General features: G+C 65.8%; 24 protein-coding genes and 1 tRNA gene. 13 read left to right on the top strand and 12 right to left on the bottom strand.

Translation table 11 applies throughout. The features are described from left to right. Window positions 1–5 precede the first annotated feature (5 nt). A complete protein-coding gene (tadA, locus tag JOE41_RS14380; RefSeq protein WP_209752743.1) occupies window positions 6–509 on the top strand; it encodes a tRNA adenosine(34) deaminase TadA in 504 nt (167 codons plus the stop codon). Here tadA and JOE41_RS14375 read toward each other — a convergent pair. From JOE41_RS14375 to JOE41_RS14365, 3 genes are read right to left on the bottom strand one after another with little or no spacing between them, the layout of a single operon-like run. Next, window positions 490–1,632: a glycosyltransferase family 4 protein gene (locus tag JOE41_RS14375; protein WP_209752742.1), complete on the bottom strand. Its 1,143-nt coding sequence runs from the start codon at window positions 1,630–1,632 to the stop codon at window positions 490–492. The two genes, tadA and JOE41_RS14375, sit on opposite strands and share 20 nt — an antisense overlap. A 9-nt stretch (window positions 1,633–1,641) precedes the next feature. Continuing rightward, the gene (locus JOE41_RS14370; RefSeq protein ID WP_011690510.1) at window positions 1,642–2,040 is read right to left on the bottom strand and encodes a 6-carboxytetrahydropterin synthase; all 399 of its coding nucleotides are present in this window, start codon (window positions 2,038–2,040) and stop codon (window positions 1,642–1,644) included. 3 nt (window positions 2,041–2,043) lie between these two features. Continuing rightward, window positions 2,044–3,072, bottom strand: a complete 1,029-nt coding sequence (locus tag JOE41_RS14365; protein ID WP_209752741.1) for a dehydrogenase — start codon at window positions 3,070–3,072, stop codon at window positions 2,044–2,046. A gap of 105 nt (window positions 3,073–3,177) precedes the next feature. On the opposite strand from JOE41_RS14365, the gene JOE41_RS14360 reads away from it, so the two are divergent. Together JOE41_RS14360 and JOE41_RS14355 are read left to right on the top strand one after the other, a co-directional pair. Next, a tRNA-Ser gene (locus tag JOE41_RS14360) sits at window positions 3,178–3,264 on the top strand. Between the two features lie 192 nt (window positions 3,265–3,456). Then, on the top strand, window positions 3,457–3,624 hold the full coding sequence (locus tag JOE41_RS14355; RefSeq protein WP_156810606.1) for a hypothetical protein: 168 nt from the start codon (window positions 3,457–3,459) through the stop codon (window positions 3,622–3,624). Here JOE41_RS14355 and JOE41_RS14350 read toward each other — a convergent pair. Together JOE41_RS14350 and JOE41_RS14345 are read right to left on the bottom strand one after the other, a co-directional pair. After that, window positions 3,614–4,033, bottom strand: a complete 420-nt coding sequence (locus tag JOE41_RS14350) for an SMI1/KNR4 family protein (protein WP_043429352.1) — start codon at window positions 4,031–4,033, stop codon at window positions 3,614–3,616. The genes JOE41_RS14355 and JOE41_RS14350 overlap by 11 nt on opposite strands. A 94-nt stretch (window positions 4,034–4,127) precedes the next feature. Beyond that, the gene (locus tag JOE41_RS14345) at window positions 4,128–4,721 is read right to left on the bottom strand and encodes a class I SAM-dependent methyltransferase (RefSeq protein ID WP_209752740.1); all 594 of its coding nucleotides are present in this window, start codon (window positions 4,719–4,721) and stop codon (window positions 4,128–4,130) included. Window positions 4,722–4,863: 142 nt separating this feature from the next. Between JOE41_RS14345 and JOE41_RS14340 the strand changes: the two genes are divergently transcribed. Beyond that, complete coding sequence (locus tag JOE41_RS14340) at window positions 4,864–5,415, top strand: GNAT family N-acetyltransferase (protein WP_209752739.1); 552 nt, start codon at window positions 4,864–4,866, stop codon at window positions 5,413–5,415. 38 nt (window positions 5,416–5,453) lie between these two features. Here JOE41_RS14340 and JOE41_RS14335 read toward each other — a convergent pair whose 3' ends face one another. From JOE41_RS14335 to JOE41_RS14325, 3 genes are all read right to left on the bottom strand, one after another. Further along, complete coding sequence (locus tag JOE41_RS14335) at window positions 5,454–6,239, bottom strand: alpha/beta fold hydrolase (RefSeq protein ID WP_307800706.1); 786 nt, start codon at window positions 6,237–6,239, stop codon at window positions 5,454–5,456. Window positions 6,240–6,342: 103 nt separating this feature from the next. Continuing rightward, entirely contained in the window at window positions 6,343–6,492 is a 150-nt protein-coding gene (locus JOE41_RS14330; RefSeq protein ID WP_209752737.1) for a hypothetical protein, read from the bottom strand. Further along, window positions 6,482–6,700 (bottom strand): hypothetical protein, encoded by a 219-nt coding sequence (locus JOE41_RS14325; RefSeq protein WP_209752736.1) that lies wholly within the window; start codon window positions 6,698–6,700, stop codon window positions 6,482–6,484. The genes JOE41_RS14330 and JOE41_RS14325 overlap by 11 nt, the downstream gene beginning before the upstream one ends. Before the next feature lie 224 nt (window positions 6,701–6,924). Between JOE41_RS14325 and JOE41_RS14320 the strand changes: the two genes are divergently transcribed. Continuing rightward, on the top strand, window positions 6,925–7,509 hold the full coding sequence (locus tag JOE41_RS14320; RefSeq protein ID WP_209752735.1) for a dihydrofolate reductase family protein: 585 nt from the start codon (window positions 6,925–6,927) through the stop codon (window positions 7,507–7,509). Between the two features lie 42 nt (window positions 7,510–7,551). On the opposite strand, the gene JOE41_RS14315 is transcribed toward JOE41_RS14320, so the two are convergent. Together JOE41_RS14315 and JOE41_RS14310 are read right to left on the bottom strand one after the other, a co-directional pair. Beyond that, entirely contained in the window at window positions 7,552–8,193 is a 642-nt protein-coding gene (locus JOE41_RS14315; protein WP_209752734.1) for a hypothetical protein, read from the bottom strand. A gap of 31 nt (window positions 8,194–8,224) precedes the next feature. After that, entirely contained in the window at window positions 8,225–9,001 is a 777-nt protein-coding gene (locus JOE41_RS14310) for a type 1 glutamine amidotransferase domain-containing protein (RefSeq protein ID WP_209752733.1), read from the bottom strand. A 209-nt stretch (window positions 9,002–9,210) separates the two neighbouring features. Here JOE41_RS14310 and JOE41_RS14305 point away from each other — a divergent pair, with 209 nt between their 5' ends. The 3 genes from JOE41_RS14305 (at window position 9,211) to JOE41_RS14295 (ending at window position 10,873) form a co-directional block, all read left to right on the top strand. Beyond that, the gene (locus tag JOE41_RS14305; protein ID WP_209752732.1) at window positions 9,211–9,750 is read left to right on the top strand and encodes a hypothetical protein; all 540 of its coding nucleotides are present in this window, start codon (window positions 9,211–9,213) and stop codon (window positions 9,748–9,750) included. Continuing rightward, window positions 9,734–10,180, top strand: a complete 447-nt coding sequence (locus tag JOE41_RS14300; RefSeq protein WP_011690499.1) for a hypothetical protein — start codon at window positions 9,734–9,736, stop codon at window positions 10,178–10,180. Before JOE41_RS14305 ends, JOE41_RS14300 begins: the two co-directional genes overlap by 17 nt. Window positions 10,181–10,279: 99 nt before the next feature. Then, on the top strand, window positions 10,280–10,873 hold the full coding sequence (locus JOE41_RS14295) for an adenylate kinase (protein WP_209752731.1): 594 nt from the start codon (window positions 10,280–10,282) through the stop codon (window positions 10,871–10,873). Window positions 10,874–10,918: 45 nt separating this feature from the next. Here the strand turns inward: JOE41_RS14295 and JOE41_RS14290 are convergent, their stop codons facing one another. Beyond that, window positions 10,919–11,263 carry a hypothetical protein gene (locus tag JOE41_RS14290; protein WP_011690497.1) on the bottom strand — a complete coding sequence of 115 codons (345 nt, stop codon included), beginning with the start codon at window positions 11,261–11,263 and terminating at the stop codon, window positions 10,919–10,921. Window positions 11,264–11,490: 227 nt separating this feature from the next. Between JOE41_RS14290 and JOE41_RS14285 the strand changes: the two genes are divergently transcribed. The 4 genes from JOE41_RS14285 (at window position 11,491) to JOE41_RS14270 (ending at window position 14,222) form a co-directional block, all read left to right on the top strand. Beyond that, window positions 11,491–11,709, top strand: a complete 219-nt coding sequence (locus JOE41_RS14285) for a hypothetical protein (protein WP_209752730.1) — start codon at window positions 11,491–11,493, stop codon at window positions 11,707–11,709. Between the two features lie 213 nt (window positions 11,710–11,922). After that, a complete protein-coding gene (locus tag JOE41_RS14280) occupies window positions 11,923–12,561 on the top strand; it encodes a hypothetical protein (RefSeq protein WP_209752729.1) in 639 nt (212 codons plus the stop codon). Between the two features lie 124 nt (window positions 12,562–12,685). Further along, window positions 12,686–13,480 carry a YcnI family protein gene (locus JOE41_RS14275; RefSeq protein WP_209752728.1) on the top strand — a complete coding sequence of 265 codons (795 nt, stop codon included), beginning with the start codon at window positions 12,686–12,688 and terminating at the stop codon, window positions 13,478–13,480. 100 nt (window positions 13,481–13,580) lie between these two features. Continuing rightward, window positions 13,581–14,222, top strand: a complete 642-nt coding sequence (locus JOE41_RS14270) for a DUF4232 domain-containing protein (RefSeq protein ID WP_011690493.1) — start codon at window positions 13,581–13,583, stop codon at window positions 14,220–14,222. A 36-nt stretch (window positions 14,223–14,258) separates the two neighbouring features. On the opposite strand, the gene JOE41_RS14265 is transcribed toward JOE41_RS14270, so the two are convergent. Then, window positions 14,259–14,729 (bottom strand): DUF4383 domain-containing protein, encoded by a 471-nt coding sequence (locus JOE41_RS14265; RefSeq protein WP_209752727.1) that lies wholly within the window; start codon window positions 14,727–14,729, stop codon window positions 14,259–14,261. A gap of 126 nt (window positions 14,730–14,855) precedes the next feature. Here JOE41_RS14265 and JOE41_RS14260 point away from each other — a divergent pair, with 126 nt between their 5' ends. After that, window positions 14,856–16,367, top strand: coding sequence for an FAD-dependent oxidoreductase (locus tag JOE41_RS14260; RefSeq protein WP_209752726.1), 1,512 nt, complete (start codon window positions 14,856–14,858; stop codon window positions 16,365–16,367). Window positions 16,368–16,380: the final 13 nt, after the last annotated feature.

Genomic DNA, 16,380 nt, shown 5'->3' with positions numbered 1-16,380 from the left:
GAGCCATGACTTCCCCGGAGCCCCGCCATGCCGAATGGATGGGCCTTGCCCTTGCCGAGGCACGGCGTGCCCTGGGGACCGGGGACGTGCCCATCGGCGCCATCGTCATCGGTCCCGACGGCGACATCTTGGGTACTGGCAGGAACGAACGGGAGGCGCACGGTGATCCCACCGCCCACGCCGAGATGGTGGCGATCCGTGAAGCGGCCGCCCGGCTGCAGTTGCTGCCGCAGGGCGATGGCTGGCGGTTGGCGGAGTGCACCCTGGTGGTGACGTTGGAGCCCTGCGCCATGTGCGCAGGCGCCGTTGTCCTGGCCCGGATTCCCCGTGTGGTGTTCGGAGCATGGGACGAGAAGGCAGGGGCGGCCGGTTCGGTGTTCGACATTCTTCGCGAACGCCGCCTCAACCACTGGGTGGAGGTCTACGCCGGAGTCCGCGAGCAGGAGTGCGCCGACCTGCTCCGGGAGTTCTTCGCCGGTCATCGGCAAGTCAGCCAGCCGCTGCAATGAAGTCCAGCACGGTTCCGGCCGTGACGTCCCAGCCCGGCAGCCGGTTCCGCGCAGCCAATGCCGCTTCGCGCCAGCGCAAGCGCAGCTCCGGCGTGCTGAGCCAGCGGCGCAGTGCCCTTTCCAGCGGGGCAGGGTCGGTGCCGAGCACGACGGCGGCGCCCGGCAGCGCGGGTGCCCCGCCGCCGTCGGCAGCTTCTGCCGTACCCGGCGACCCGGCCGCGAGCGCCTCGACGGCGCCCGTGCCGTCCCGCACCACCACCGGGATGCCGCGGGCGAGTGACTCAGTGACCACCATCCCGTAGGTTTCGGCCTGCGAAATCAGCAGGCTGAGATCCGCGCGGGCCCATTCCGCGTCGAGGGCCTGCCCCCTGAGCTCGCCCTCGACTGAGACCCGGTCCCCCAGTCCCAGTCCGGTGATTGCGCTCCTGACGGCTTCGGCATAGGCCGGGTCTGCAGCATCGGAGCCGACCAGTGACGCGGTCCAGGGCAGGTCCCTGATTCCCGCGAGCGCATTGAGCAGCAGGAGCTGGTCCTTGTTAGGCAGGAGGGCTGCCACGGCCAGGAAGTGCGGCGGGTTGGATCCGGCGGCCGCTGGTGCGGCAGAGGTGCCGGGCAGCGCCACATGGATCGGCGTCTGGCTGACCCCGGCCGAATCGTGCCGTAGTGGAGAGTGCCGGGCCCGGAGCTCGGAGGCCGCCGTCGAACTGGCGCAGATGGCACCGGCCGCGGCAGCCAGGGCCCGCCCTTCGAGGTCCGGGTACTCAGCCAGCTGCATGTGTACCAGGATCCAGGCGGGCCGCCCCGCGGCCGCGGCCTCTTCCAGTGCACGAGGCGCACCCAGCGCCACCAGCCCGTCCACGATGGTCACCGGCGGCACGGCCGTCGCACTGCCCGTGGAACCGCCGTCGTCCCCGCCGTCGAGCAGCAACACTGCCAGCCGCCGTCGTTCTTCCTCGCTGCCCACCGGCCAGTTGCCCTCAATGCGGCAGATGCGCACGTCCACCCCGAGGTCCGTGAGCCCGCGGGCCAGTTCGGCGTTGTAGGCGTTGCCCCCTGAGTTGTGCAGCACATTGCCCGGAACGATCAGCCGGACCGCCGGCCTGCCCGCGCCGGACGCAGCCACGGGTCTGCGCTACGCGGCGTCGAAGTCGAGTGAGAACGACGCCCAGGCGTCCGGGTTCTCACGAAGGGTGACAGCCAGTCCGGCAAGTTCCCGCCCGTCTAAACTGCCCCTGACCTTGGCTGCGACAGCCTCGGCGATGTACTGCGCCAGGGCCTCGGTGGTGCTCAGCTTCCCGGCAAAATCGGGGTGCTCGTCCAGGTTCTTGTAGTTCAGGCCCGCCAGCACTTCTTCAATGAGCCCGCCGGCGGCGCCGATGTCCAGGACGATGGCGTCGTCGTTCAAGGCTCGACGGCGGAAGGTCACTTCCGCCACGAAGGTGGCCCCGTGAAGGCCTTGGGCCGGCCCGAAGGCTTCCCGGGGAAGGCTGTGCGCAATCATGAAGTGGCGGCGGACGGTCAGGCTGAACAAGGGCTACCTCTTGTCTTCGGCGGGGTGTTCGGAAGGGTATTCGATGACGTGGCAGAGGGCGTCCAGGCGGCCCTCGGCCAGCTCGTGCACGACGGCGGGAAGTTCCGCAAACGGCGATGCGCCGGTGAGGAACGTGTCGTAGACGGGATCGCTGAGCAGGGACACGGCGAGCGCCAGCCGGTCGGCGTTGGTCCGGCGGTGGCGGCGGGCGCGTGCCACCACTCCCACCTGGCTTGCGCGGATGGAGAGCCGGCGGGCGTGGAAGTCCTCCCCCAGCGGGATGGTGACCTTGCGGTCGGCGTACCAGGACATTTCAATGACGTCCCCTTCGTCGCCCACCAGCTGGAGGCTGCGTTCGAGCCCTTCCTGGGAAGCTGAACAGTGGATAACGATGTCGCAGTCGGCCAGTGCGTCGTTGGGGTTGGTGAATTCGACGCCGAGGGCATCGGCGAACGCCCGCTTCGCCGGATCGACATCCACCAGCTGGAGCCGTTGCAGCGGGAAGGTGCGAAGGAGGGTGGCCACCATGCCGCCCACCAGGCCCGCGCCGACGACGGCGACGCGGTCACCGAGCCGTGGGCCGGCTTCCCACAGGGCGTTGACGGCCGTTTCGACGGTTCCGGTGAGAACCGCCCGCCGGGCCGGGACGTTCTCCGGGACCACGGTCAGGGACTCGACCGGAACAATGTAGCGGTCCTGGTGCGGGTGCAGGCAGAACACGGTACGGCCCACCCAGCCCTCCGGGCCGTCCTCCACGATTCCCACGGAGAGGTAGCCGAACTTCACCGGCGACGGGAAGGACCCCTCCTGCAGGGGCGCCCGCATTTGTTCGGCAACCCGTGGCGGTACTTTGCCGCAGTGGACCACGGTTTCGGTGCCTTTGCTGATTCCCGAATACAGGGCGCGGACCAGCGCCTCACCCGGGCCCGGCGCGGGCAGCTCTTCCGTGCGGAGCTCGCCTTTTTCGTGGCCGACAGTCCAATAGGCCCGGGCTTGGGGACGGTGTTCAGATTGCTGCTGGGAATTGATCATCTTGCTTACGAATCTAGTCCCCGTACCGGGCGCGGGGAAGACTTCCGCCTCCGGCGCGCCCTCGTTTTGGGGAAGCGAGCCATGCTCCGGTAACCTATTCAGGTTGGTGACGTGTCCGAGCGGCCGAAGGTGCAACACTCGAAATGTTGTTTGGTGTCAAAGCCAACGTGGGTTCAAATCCCACCGTCACCGCGAATGAGAAAGGCCCTGGTTCCCTTGTAAACAAAGGGAAGCAGGGCCTTTTGCTTTCTCTAGGACAGGCCAGCGGTAACGCAGCAGTAACAAAATTCTCCCGAAGGCCTACGCCTAGCGAGCAACGGGAAGTCGGCGACCAACTCGCTCACCAAGGCGGCCGAGTCCCTGGCCTTGCGAAAGGATAGGCGCATGACTGCAACCGATCTCGACCCGATTGAGGTCATCGCCCTCGACATCGCACGGGCCGACATGCACTACGTAGAGGGCTCGAAGGCGTTCGACGTCTGCAATCTTCCCGTCTTCCATGCCTGGATAATAGGTTCCAGCACGATCGCGATCGGGCCAATCAGATTTTGAGTCTCCCGGTCATCCATTCCTCGAGATAGCGCATGACAGTCGGCGCAACCAATGCCCGGCTATCGTCCTCGTGGTTCCAGGCGTAGACGTCGTGGTTTCCGCTGAGAGTAACGGCAAACTGGTCACCGTTGCCGGCGTCAGCAAAAAAGACGAGTCCGGTGAACGGCATGAAGGAGTCGCTGACGTCAGCGTCGTTCCGGAAGTAGGCGTTATCGCTGGCGATCCGCTGCGTGCTCCAAAGCAGGCCAAGTCCGTATTCACCCTCGATGCCATTCGTCTCAGCAAGGAGTTGCCGAAGGTAATCAGGGAGTCTGTGCCCGAGTTGGGCTTCGCACGCCTGGATAGCGTCGGCAGATGCTGGGGCGCCAAAGGTTGCATCACCCCAGCGCTGAATCTTCTCCACGAGCATGGCTCCATCATGCCGGACCGGCGTCTATCTCGCTCACCAATTCCGAGCGAACACCGAGGGAGCGGGCGTTCTGAGGGATCCCTTACCGAGCACCTCAGCAAACCGCGAGAATCGCCCCGTGAGATCGCTGCCCCATGATTGTCCTCCCGTGTGTCTCGACCACATCGAAGCCCACGGCTATCAACTCGTCGCAGAGATCACTTACCGGCCATTCGTATGCCGGAGCGACCGCATGATCAAACTTCTCGATGACGTGACCATCGAAGAAGCCGATCAGCAGGGCACCACCAGGGCTGAGTACTCGCCTGAACTCCAGGAGAGGAGTGCGGATAGTCTCTGGCTCATGGTGGATCAGTGAGTACCACGCGAGCACCCCACCAACTGTCCCGGTGCTGAGATCGAGAGCATCGAGACTGCCTGTCCGGAACGGAATGCCAGGATAGGCAACGCGGGCGTGCTCAATGAACTCGGGAACCAGATCCACTCCGAGGGCAGGAAGCCCGGCTTCAGTGAGAAAGTTCGTCCAGTGGCCCGGACCGCAGCCAGCGTCGAGCACCGCACCCTCGATACCATCCGCCCAAGTCGCCACCAGCTGACGATCCGAAGGGTGGACAGCACCCATTGAAGCGAAGCGTTCGACGTATTCCGCCGCCCTGCTCGAATACGCATCACTGACAACGCTGACCATGCTTCGAGTCTAAGGAAGCTACGGATAAATGCCCGGCCGCCGGTCCTCCACCCAAAACGGGCCGGCGGTGACAAACCCAGCCTGTCCGGCATCGAGTGTCTCCTAGGCGGCCCTGGACGATGCCCATGGAGATAATCAGTGTATGACTGAGCACCTACCGTCCTGGCCGACTACGCCCCCGACCTACGGTTCGGTCATCTTGCGCGAGTTCACCGACGACGACGTACATCTCGCCTTGGAGCTGGGGGACGATCCTTACATCCCTCTCATCGGCAGCCTTCCCGCCCTACCCACGCCACAGCAGGCTATGGAGTGGATCCACCGACAGCGCGGACGGTTAGCCGAAGGAAAAGGGCTGTCCTTCGCAATAGCCGATGCCGAGTCCGACAACGCCGTTGGTGCCATCGGCCTGTGGCTTCAGAACATATCCGCCGGCCGCGCAACGATCGGCTACTCGGTTGCCCCCGAGCACCGTGGCCGCGGGATCGCCAGCAGCGCGTTGAAGGCACTGACGGCGTTCGCTTGGACCATCCCGGCTCTGCACCGGATTGAGCTGTACATCGAGCCGTGGAACAGCAACTCACGTCGCGTTGCCGAGGCGTCCGGTTTCCAGCGGGAGGGCCTGCTCCGCAGCCACCAGGAGATTGGTGACACCCGGCGCGACATGCTGCTCTACGCGACAACGCGACCCTGACCGCATCTAGCCTGTTGGAGTGTCGTAGAACGGTCCACTCACATGGCAGACGCGCTGGTCCGTGCGAGCCAATCTTTCACCAGCGCGGCAGTAAGGTCCGGACGTTCGAGATGAGCGTTATGGCCAGCCGCGTCGAGCACCGCGTACGTGCCCCGGACGTAGTGGTCGCGGAGTTTCCAGCCGTCTTCGTAACCAGTGACATGGTCCTGGCGCCCGAAAAGGTGCAATGAGGGAGCCTCGAAGGGAGCAGGGTGCGCGATCTCCGGTTCTACAGAGAGCGCGTACTCCGCTGCCACCCGATCCAGGATCGTTTGGTTCGCTGAGCGAAGACCGGGAAGTGCGTACCGTGTGAATGCCTCCAGCGTCGCCTCGCTCTGAACGACGGTCAGCTCCTCGTAGTCATTCCTCACCTGTCCGGCCAAAGCCAAGACGGAGGGGTCCTCCCGGACAACCTGCCGGCGGGGAAGAATACGCGCCTCATGGGTCGGCTCGAATACGCCCGCAAGAGTAGCCAGCCCAAGGACTCGATCTCGAAGCTCATGCGCGACGTACCGGGCAATCATGCCTCCGAACGAGTTGCCGATCACCGCGAAGGACCGGTCTCCAAGATACTCGTGGATGTCGTCCAGAGCCCCCTGCGCGACCTGCTCCGCGCTGCTGACATCGACGTCAGCATTCCCCGCGGCCCACGGCAGGTCGATGTAGATGCGCTGCCATCCGGACTCATCAAGCGCGTCCTCCAACGGCAGCATGATCCGATGATCGACGCCGAATCCGTGGATGACGACGAGCGGTTGGCCTTCTCCTACGATCTGAGCAATCACGAACCAGAGCTTACAGGCCCAACTAAGGGCCTCCGCGTTCGCGTGTCCCTGACTTGTGGGACCGGCTATTCGGCTCTGACGTGGGCTTTCTGTCACCGTTCATCTACGAGACGCTACCCGAGTTGAGCTGAGCATCGTGCCCGCGAAAGACCAGGGCGACGGCCAGCATTGCGATGACGCCGATCAGCACGGACGGCACGAAACCGGCAGCGTAGCCGGCCAAGTTGCGGAGCGCTCGGGTCCTAGTGGTCATCGGCCGAGGCTATGGATATGGAGCGCTCGCGTTTTGAGGGTCGGCGGTAGATGAAGTACTTCAGGATCAGAGCCAAGCCGATCGGCACGAAGATGATGCCAGTGACCAGGCGCAGAGTGTCCACCGGCGCCCACGTCAGAAAGATTGCCGCCCAAAGCAGGAAGAACACTCCAGCAATAAGCCCCGGTACCGCGGGTCGGCTGCTCATTGACTTCTCCTTCGCTGCGGGACCGGGCTGGTTGTCCTGAGACAGACACATCCCAACCTCGTGACGTGCCGCGAGCCTACCCGCTGAGGCAGCGAACGCAAGTCATAGCCACAGCCCACCAGGCCACTGACGCCGGCACGTGCTACGATCCCCAGAACCCACACGCGACCGCATGCAGGTCGCATTCACTCAGGAGGTTCGCTGTGCCGGACACCACCTGCCACATGTCGATCTCGCTGGACGGCTTCGTCGCCGGGCCGGACCAGAGCCGCGAGGACCCGCTGGGCAAGCGGGGGCTGGAGCTGCACCGCTGGCACATCGGCGACCCGCGAGCCAACGATGCCGACAAGGTGGCGAGCGAGTGGCTCATGCGCCCGCGGGGCGCGTACGTGATGGGTCGGAACATGTTCGGCCCGATCCGCGGGGACTGGGATGAGGAATGGACCGGGTGGTGGGGGGCCGAACCGCCGTACCACGCGCCGGTGTTCGTGCTGACCCATCATGCACATGACCCGATCCAAATGGACGGCGGGACGACCTTCCACTTCGTTACCGAGGGCTTCGACGCGGCCTACTCCGCAGCCTGCCGAGCCGCCGGGGACCACGGCGTGGACATCGCCGGTGGGGCCTCGACCGTCCGGCAGGCACTGTTCGCCGGCGTGATCGATGAGCTCACCCTCGATATCGCGCCGGTCCTACTCGGTTCGGGTGAGCGCATCTTCGACGGCGTTGAATCCTTCGGCTTCGAACCCGCCGAGGTGCTTCACTCACCGCTGGCAACCCACATCCGCTATCGCCGCGTCAGCTAACTCCGCTGCAGTCCCCATACGCAGCAGGACGGTCATTTACTTCTACAGGGGGCCGTAACCCGCGGTGCCGTAAGGGTCGCGCCAGGTGGCCAGATCGTCTTCCACAGCCGTACGGAGAGTTGGGTCCGACTGGACCCGTCGTCGGAAGGACTCCCGCGCCCGGCCCATGACCACCGAAGGGACAAGGATGCAGACCGCCAGAAGAGCCACGGTGAGCACATAAGCGCCGACCACGGCGACGATCGTAGCGGTGCCCCTGGCGGCGCCGGCAGGCAATGCCGCGGCCAGGATCCCGCCCAGGACGGCGGCCAGCAAGGACACCATCACCACGCCGCCGCGGGCCGAGCCAGGGCCCCGCGTGATGAGGAGTCTGTTTGTATCAGGCAGTGAAGCACGTACCCGCTTCCAGGAAAACCGGCCCAGCACCGTCAGGGCAGCACCCGTCAAACCGAGAAACATGACCCACACAGGGTTCCCGGACATGACGGTGATGAACCCGCCACCCAGGATCAGGACGGATCCGCCGCCGATCGCGCTGCTCCATGCCGCGGCCAGGGCTCCTTGGGCGTCGGCTAATTGCCGCAACCGGGAAGGCGCAGCCGGCGGGCTAATCCGGGCCAGTTCAGGCGAGAGCCAGTAATCGAGGGGATGCGCGGGCTGGGCGGCGGCGAAGCTCGTAGGCACTTGCCCTCTCTCAGGTCAGGGGCTGCAGGTGTTAGTGCTCTGCCTCTGCCGCAGCCTTCTTGGCGTTCTTCTCGGCGTCCTTCTCGGCGCGCAAAGCCTCCGTCTCGTGCTGTTCCTCGGCTTTTTCCTGGTGGATGACCTCTGCGAAGAGCTTCTCCATTTCCTTGGCCACGCCGGCGGCCGAGGCCGGGTTCTGGCCGGTCACCAGTCGCTCGTCAACCACGACCTTCTCCTCAAAGACATCCGCGGAGACGTGGGTGGCGCCCTGTTCCTCAAGACGGTCTGCCAAGAAGAACGGGATGACCTTGTCCTTTCCCGCGGCAACCTCCTCGTCGTTGGTGAAGGCGGCCACCTTGCGGCCCTCGACGAGGCGGAACCCGTTCGCCAGTTCCACGTTCAGCAGGCCGGCCGGTCCGTGGCAGACCGCGCCGACCAAGCCGCCGGCGTTGTAGACGCTGGCCACGAGCTTCTGCAAGCCTTCGCTGTCCGGGAAGTCCCACATGGTGCCGTGGCCGCCCACGAGATAGACGGCGTCGTACTGGTCGGGATCAACGACGTCGACGCGGGCAGTGTTGTAGAGACCTGCGCGCGTGGTCTCGTCCTCCGTGAAGGCGACCTGGATGGGATCGTCTTTGTCCACCTCGTCGCGCGGGGGCTGGCCGCCCTTGATGGACGCAAAGTCGACGAAGTGCCCGGAATCCTTGAAGACCTTCCAGGGATGTGCAGCTTCGGCCACGTTGTAGCCGGTCTTCTCTCCCGTATCGCCGATCTCGGAAACGCTGGTCAGTACCATGAGGATTTTCTTCATGAAGTATTCCTTTCGTCCAACTTCCACCCTACGCCCAGCCCAATTCGGGCCCCCACCACCCGTCCGGGCGCTGACAGTCGTCAGCCTCATTTTTCGTTAGTGTGAGGGCTACGTGTCCGGGAGATCTCCACGGATCACGGGCAGTCAGCAACTCGTTGGAAGGGACAAAACAGACCTTGGCCGGCACTGAACCAAGAAAGCATCCCGCCTTGCCCAAGTACTGGTACGGGTACGGTCTTCAGCGGACCAATGAGCTCATCATCCACGCGTACACCCCGGAAGAGTGGGGCCTCGGAGGCAGCAACGCCTCAGGCGGCAACTACCGGGCCAGGACCTTCACAGGGCTTAGCATCGTCACCGTGCTCATGACGATCCCGGCGCTCCTGGCCCCGCTGGGGGTACTTTTCGGGCTCATTGCCCTAGTTACATCTTTCCCGGACCCGGGAGACATGGGCAGGGGCCTGATAACCATCGTTGGTTCCATCGTATGCGCGGCCCTGTTCACCGGCGGCTGGCTCCTTAGCATTAGGGCACTGCGCGAGGAGTGGCAGGCCGGCAAGCTCCGGAAGGCCAGGGGGCTGCCAAAGCCCTTGTACGCGGTGACCGACGATCAGGCACGAAGATGGTTCGAGGAGCACCCCGGAAAGCTGGAGATCACCCGGGAGAACTTTCCTCACAGCAGTGTGCCCTTCCCGGGCGAACCTGGCTACGTTGCCATAGAAAGGACCAACCATGGTCTACGACCGTGAGCGGGAGCGGCGCGAGGATGCCGTATACGCCGAACACAAGACGGCGGTGGCGGCCGGCGAGAAGCGGGTACTCCGCAAGACCAGCACCGGGGAGTTGCACAGCTACCCCAGTGATGAGATCGGCTTCACGCCCGGCCGTGGCCACGCCCAGGTCAGCACATGGTGGGGCATGGGGGTTCTCGCCGTCTTTGCCGGACTGAGCACCGCTTTCTCTGTGGTGCTCTTCCTGGATCCGCTCGGACGTGGAGAGGGCCCGTTCTGGGGCGCACTGTTCCTAACTGCCCTGACGGGAGCCTTCACCTACTACGCCTACACGCTGTCCCGCGATGAATACCGGGCCACCCGGCTCCGGAAGCGCCGCGGCTCCCCGAAACCTGGAACCGGCAACGTCGACCTTGATCTCTTGGAGCTGGGTCAGAAGACGGACTGATCAACCGGAAGCGCGGCGCCCCGCTCCCTTGTGCTCCCGCCTCCGGACGGACACCATAGGGGGACACCTTTCAACGCCACCCGGGGAGCGGTCTCAACGATGCGAATGCTGATTATGGGCCCTCCGGGGTGCGGCAAAGGAACTCAGGCCGAACGGTTGTCGCAGCGCCTCGGCATCAGCGGAGTGTCCACCGGCGAGGTCTTCCGCAATCACGTGAAAGACCTGACGCCGCTGGGTCGGGACGTCAAGGCCCACCTGGACGCGGGCAACTTCGTCCCCGACGATCTCACGAACCACATGGTCCGTGACCGCCTTGCCCAGGCCGACGTCCGGGACGGTTTCCTCCTGGACGGCTATCCGCGCAACACCTCGCAGCTGGCTGAACTCGACGTCATGCTTGCCGCCGACGGTCATGCCCTGGACGTCGCACTCCAACTAACGGTTGACGACGCCGAACTTTCCCGCCGCATGCTTCACCGCGCCACCGTGATGGGACGCGCCGACGATACCGAGGAGGTCATCCTGCACCGCCTCCAGCTCTACTACCGCGAGACGGAGCCGGTGGCCGCGGCCTACTCAGAGCGCGGGATCCTCTTGAGCGTTGAAGGTACCGGCCACGCGGACGAGGTCTTCGACAGGCTGCTTGCGGCACTCCGCGCATCCTTCCCCGATGCCATAGACGGTCCTCCGTAACGCCCCGCTGCCCTTACGGAGCACCATTGGCCCACGGAGCGAACCTTACGGCACGTCCGGCCGCTGGTCGCCCTTGTGCCCGCCGCCCCGCAGGTTCTCCTGGACCTTGCCAAAAAGATCCTTGATGGTGGATTCAGTGTTGGTCAGCATGTCCGGCTGGACGTACACATTCTGCGTGGGGGGCAGGCTGTAGTGCGATTGCAGCCCTCCGGCCCCGTCAACCCCGTCCAGTGCGATGGTTACTCCGCCCTCCTTGCGGGCGACGGCACCGATCCTGCCGAACACCAGCGTGAACTCGTCCGGCTGGAAGCTGACCGTGTGCCCGATGTGAGTCCGGTTAAGCTCGCCCGCCGCAACGGCTTTCTCATTGCCCGTACCTGCGTAGTCCATGGTTGTCTCCTCGGATTGGTGGCTGCTGATGCCAGCAGTCTAGGCCGGGCTCCGGACGCGGCATAGGGACTGCTGGGCGCCTGCACAGTTCCTTCGGCCCAGCCTCAGCACTTCATCCATTGAACGCGCCGCCCCCCGGCGGCTTAGATGAGTCATGTCGGCGCTGACCACCAGCTGCCGGCATCGGGAATCAACCAGGTTTCAGGAACGGGCAACGGGGACTACACGTGACTTCGCAGAACAAATCGGTGATCAGCATTACGGGCTGGGACGACGTGCAAGTGGGCGACAGCGTCCAGCTGAGCCGCAACGGCCGGATCGAGTACACCGGGCAGGTGGACGACCGCACTGCGGACGGTGACGTTGTGTGGATCAAGACCAGCCTTGGCCGCAGGCGGCTGTTCCATGTGGGTGACGGCTACGAGCTGGCCGGGAGCAGCTCGTGACGGCGACCACCGACTCTTCGCAGCAGGCCGCCTCCGGCACAACCCTCTGTGAGGATGACTGCCACTACTGCTCGGGGCCGGAAACGGACTAGCCGGGCGGCCGCCATTTCCCGGCTAGAATTACAGGGATCCGTCACCCTGTTCCACGCGCCAGCGTTGCGGACGGGGCCGCGGAACGAAGCCGGCAACGAACCGATCCCAAGGGAGGTCTCCGTGCGCACTCACCACGCCCGGACTCCTTTCCATTCCCTCCGCGCGGCCATGGTCGCAGCGATGATCGTGACGCTTGCAGCAGCAGCCCACGTGGTTGGCGGCGGTGACCTGCCGGCGCCCGGCATCATGGCGGCGTTCCTGGCCCTCACCGGCATGGCGGCCACTGCGGCCACCCGGTGCAAACTGAATTTCCCCGCGATGGCTGCGCTCCTGGGTACCGGACAGCTGGTCCTCCACGAGGCTTTCAGCGCCCTCAGCTCTCCGGCCGGAGCGGCACCGGCAGAACCGGCGGGGCACCACCCCGCCTCAGTACCGTTCCCCGGCCTTCCGCTGGACGCCGCAGGCAGCGCCGCCACCCACCTGCACCAGTACGAGTCACCTTGGGTTGCCGGCCTTATGCTGGGCGGACACGCCTTGGCCACCCTTGCGTGCGCACTTCTGCTCGCCAAGGGCGAAGCTGCGCTCTGGTCGCTCGCGGCGTGGCTCCGGCCGCTCGTCCGGCTCCCCCGGGCGGCCATGCCCGACGTCGTCGCGGCGCCCGCCGCCGCCGGCTGGCCGGAGGGTTCAGCTCCCCTCCCCTGGCGCAACCTCAGGGCTGACTGCCCGCGGGGCCCGCCCGCCGCCGTCGTACTTTCCTGACACTCTTCCGGCCCCGCCCGCCTGCTGATCCGCCGTTCCCGGCGGTCCCCGCCCGGCGCCGGACACCCCTCGATACTCTCGTGCACCGCCCTGGCGCGTCGTGCACCCCTGAAAGGCCCCTCCTTTGAAAAAGTCATCACCCCTGTCCTTCCGCCGTACCCTCTCCGCAACGGCAGTGGCCGGCGGCACCGCAGCACTCATGCTGGCCGGCGTCACGGCTGCCTCCGCGCACGTAGGTGTCACGCCGGATAACACCGACGCCAACTCCTACGCACTGCTCACCTTCGGCATCCCGCACGGCTGCGACGACTCCGGCACCACCAAGGTGACCATCACGCTGCCCGAGGAACTCAACGACGCCCAGCCCACGGTGAACCCGAACTGGACCGTGGAAAAGGTCGTGGAGCAGCTGCCGGAACCGAAAAAGCTGGCGGACGGTGCCACCATCACCAAACGGACCAGCCAGATCGTTTACGCCGCCAAGGCACCTCTGAACCCGGAGCTCCGCGACGCCCTGGTGCTCTCCGTGAAGCTACCCGACGCCGCCGGCACGACCCTCCATTTCCCCACCCTGCAGAACTGCGAACAGGGCCAGACGGACTGGTCCGAGATCGCCAAGGACGGTCAGGACCCGCACTCGCTCAAAGCTCCGGCACCTTCGCTCACCATCACCGCCGCGGCCGCGGCAGCCGGACACGGCAGCCATGCAGCGGCGTCCACCGAAACAGGGACGGACACTGCCCAGGCCTCCTCCGTTTCGGACTCCACCATGGACGACGGCGCCCAGGCGCGGAGCTGGGCAGGCCTCGTGGCCGGCGTCGGCGGACTCGCCCTCGGCGGAGTCGCGCTGATGCGCAGCCGGACCCGGAAGCCCGCAGAAGCCCCCGTTCCTGGAGCCGCTTCGGTACCGAAGAAGTAACGCGCGGGATTGATGCCCGGAAATCACAATCCGGGCATCAATCCGCGGCAGCGGTCGTGGCATCGTTGACTCAGGCAACCGCAGGCATAAAGTTTGAGCCATGAGGTCTCAGCCAATCAAAAACGGGTTTGCCATCACGACGGCGGTTGCGGCCGCCGCCTTCCTGCTCACCGCCTGCGGGCCCAGCCAGCCGCAGCCCCAGGGAACTTCCGGGGCTGCTTCCACATCCAGCGCCCCCGCCTCCTCGTCGGCCCCGGCCGCGAGCCAGTCGCCCAGCACTCCGGCGGCGTCGCCGCCGTCGTCGACTCCGGCGTCCGCGCAGCAGGGGCTGTGCAAAGCCGCCAACCTGACCGTATCCTCCGATTCCACCGGCGGCGGCGCCGCCGGCAGCATCTATTCCAAACTGATCCTTACCAACTCCGGCACCGAGCCGTGCCTCCTGAGGGGCTTCCCGGGCGTGTCCCTCACCGCGGACGCCAACGGCGCCCCTATCGGTGCCCCCGCCAGGCAGGACGGGTCCTCGCCCGTTGCGGACGTCCTCCTTGCCCCGGGACAGGCGGGGGCCGCGGACATGCGCTACACGCAGGCGGGGAACTACACCGACTGCAACGCTACGCAGGCTGCCGGCTACCGGGTCTATCCGCCGGAGGAGACCGCTTCGCTGTTCCTCGCCGAACCCCGGACCGCCTGCAGCAACGAAGCTATCGAGCTGCTGACTATCGGGGCGTTCCACGTCCGGTAGGCACTTAGCCCCGGCAGGACCCTAAGCGCCAAGAACTTAAGCGCGGGATTCGCGCAACCTTGCGGGGGCATCGCGGGAGAACGCCACGCCGAACCCGATCAGTGCCATGCCCATAATCAGGTGCAGCCAGTTGTCGGCACTGTTCACGGGGAGGATGTTCACGGGCGAGTCCAGTGCCAGGAACTGCCCGAGGGTCCACAGAACCATGTACGACACCCCGGCGCCGATCAGGAAGTTCCGGGCCGGCAGCGGACGCCGCGACATCAGCACGCCGGCGAGTCCGGACAGCAGGTGGATGAGGTTGTGCACCACGGACACCTGGAAGACGCCTAGGAGCATTGCTTCCGAGTCGTGCCCGGCAAAGGCCAGCGCGCCATAGTTCTCAGTGACACCCGGAATGAAACCCAGCACTCCCACAATAAAAAGTGCCGTCCCGGCAAGGAGGGACGACTTCTGGACGTTCTTCCGAAAGCCAAATCGGACACTGGCGGCTTCGGTTGTTTTCATGGTGCCGCTCCTGTTCCCCGGTCACGCTGCTCATGACATGATAAGTCTACTTATGAAGTCCGTCGGAGTCCCGCCGATGACGTTCCGGAAACGGCATTTGCGGGACCGGGGAAGGCAGGCAGGAACATGACCTCGCTCTGGTTGGACCGCGACCATGCCTTCCGCAGCGACCAGTTCCACCCCCGCAGCACCTTTGACACCGTGGTGGCAGGGGCCGGACTGACCGGACTGGTGGCCGCCCTCCTGCTGACCCGCGCAGGCAAGAAGGTGCTGGTTGTCGAAGCCCGGAGCCCGGGAGCCGTGACCACCGGCAACACCACCGCGAAGGTCTCGCTTCTGCAGGGAACTGTGCTTTCAGCGCTGCGCCAGCAGTATTCAGAGAAAGTAGTGGGTGCCTACGTCGAGATGAACCGCGAGGGTCAGGCCTGGCTGCTCCGGTACCTGGCAAACCGGGGTGTGCCTTTCCAGCACCGCGAGGCCTACACCTACGCCACCTCCGCAGACGGGACCGAAACCCTCCGACGGGAGCTGGCCGCAGCCCGGGCCGCCGGGCTCGATGCGGAGTACGTGAACGACCCTGGGCTGCCCTTTCCCGTCAGCGGCGCCATCCGCCTCGCCGGGCAGGCCCAGATTCACCCGATGGAAGTCATCGATTCCCTGGTGGAGGATGTCCGCGCGCACGGCGGGCAGATCGTCTCAGGCGTGCGGCTGAACGGGCTCCGTGGGCCGCGCCTGGGCGGCGGGCGGGACCCCGTGGAAATCCAGACCGACCACGGGCCAGTCCGCGCACGGGACGTGGTGCTGGCAACCGGGACACCGGTCCTGGACCGGGGTCTGTACTTTGCCAAACTCAAGCCGCTCCGTTCCTACGCGGCGGCGTTCGAACTACCCGGAACAACTGCCGTGCCGGACGGCATCTTCCTTTCCGTTGAAACGCCGGTCCGGTCCCTGCGCGATTATCCTGGCGACGGCCGGCGGCTCCTCCTGGTGGGAGGCAACGGACACCCCGTGGGCCATGCCAGGTCAGCGCAGGCTTACCTCGACACCCTGGTCGCGTGGACATCGGCCCAGTTTCCGGGCGCCAGCCTCACCCATTCGTGGTCCGCACAGGACTACCAGGCCACCAACCTGATGCCGTTTTTCGGCAAACTGCCGCGAGGGCGGGGTCGCGTCTATTTCGCCACCGGCTATAACAAGTGGGGCATGACCAACTCCGTGGCCGCGGCACTGGACATCACGGCTGATATCCTCGGCACCCGGCTCCCCTGGGCCGGCGTCATCCACCACCGGGTCACGTCTCCTCCCGGAGCCGCCTCCGCGGTCTCCCTCAATGCGGCCGTTGCGGCTAAGGCAGCCAAGGACTGGGGCCAGGTGGGGCTCAAGCGCCTCGTCGAGTCACGGGAGCAGCCGCCGGAAGGGGCAGGAATCGTGTCCCGCCGCGGCCGGAAACCCGTGGCAGTGTCCACCGTGGACGGCACCCGCTGCACTGTGTCCGCCGTGTGCACGCATCTGGGTGGCATCGTGCGCTGGAACGATAGCGAGAAGTCGTGGGACTGCCCGCTGCACGGCTCGCGCTTCAGCAGCGACGGCACCGTGCTGGAGGGACCTGCGGTCCGCAATCTGCGACAGCTTGACTGACCCGTCAGGGGCG

The organism is Arthrobacter sp. PvP103, from assembly GCF_017833075.1.
Taxonomy (GTDB): Bacteria; Actinomycetota; Actinomycetes; order Actinomycetales; family Micrococcaceae; genus Arthrobacter.
Note: the sequence above shows the minus strand (reverse complement) of the source record. Positions and strands in the feature narration are given on the sequence as shown.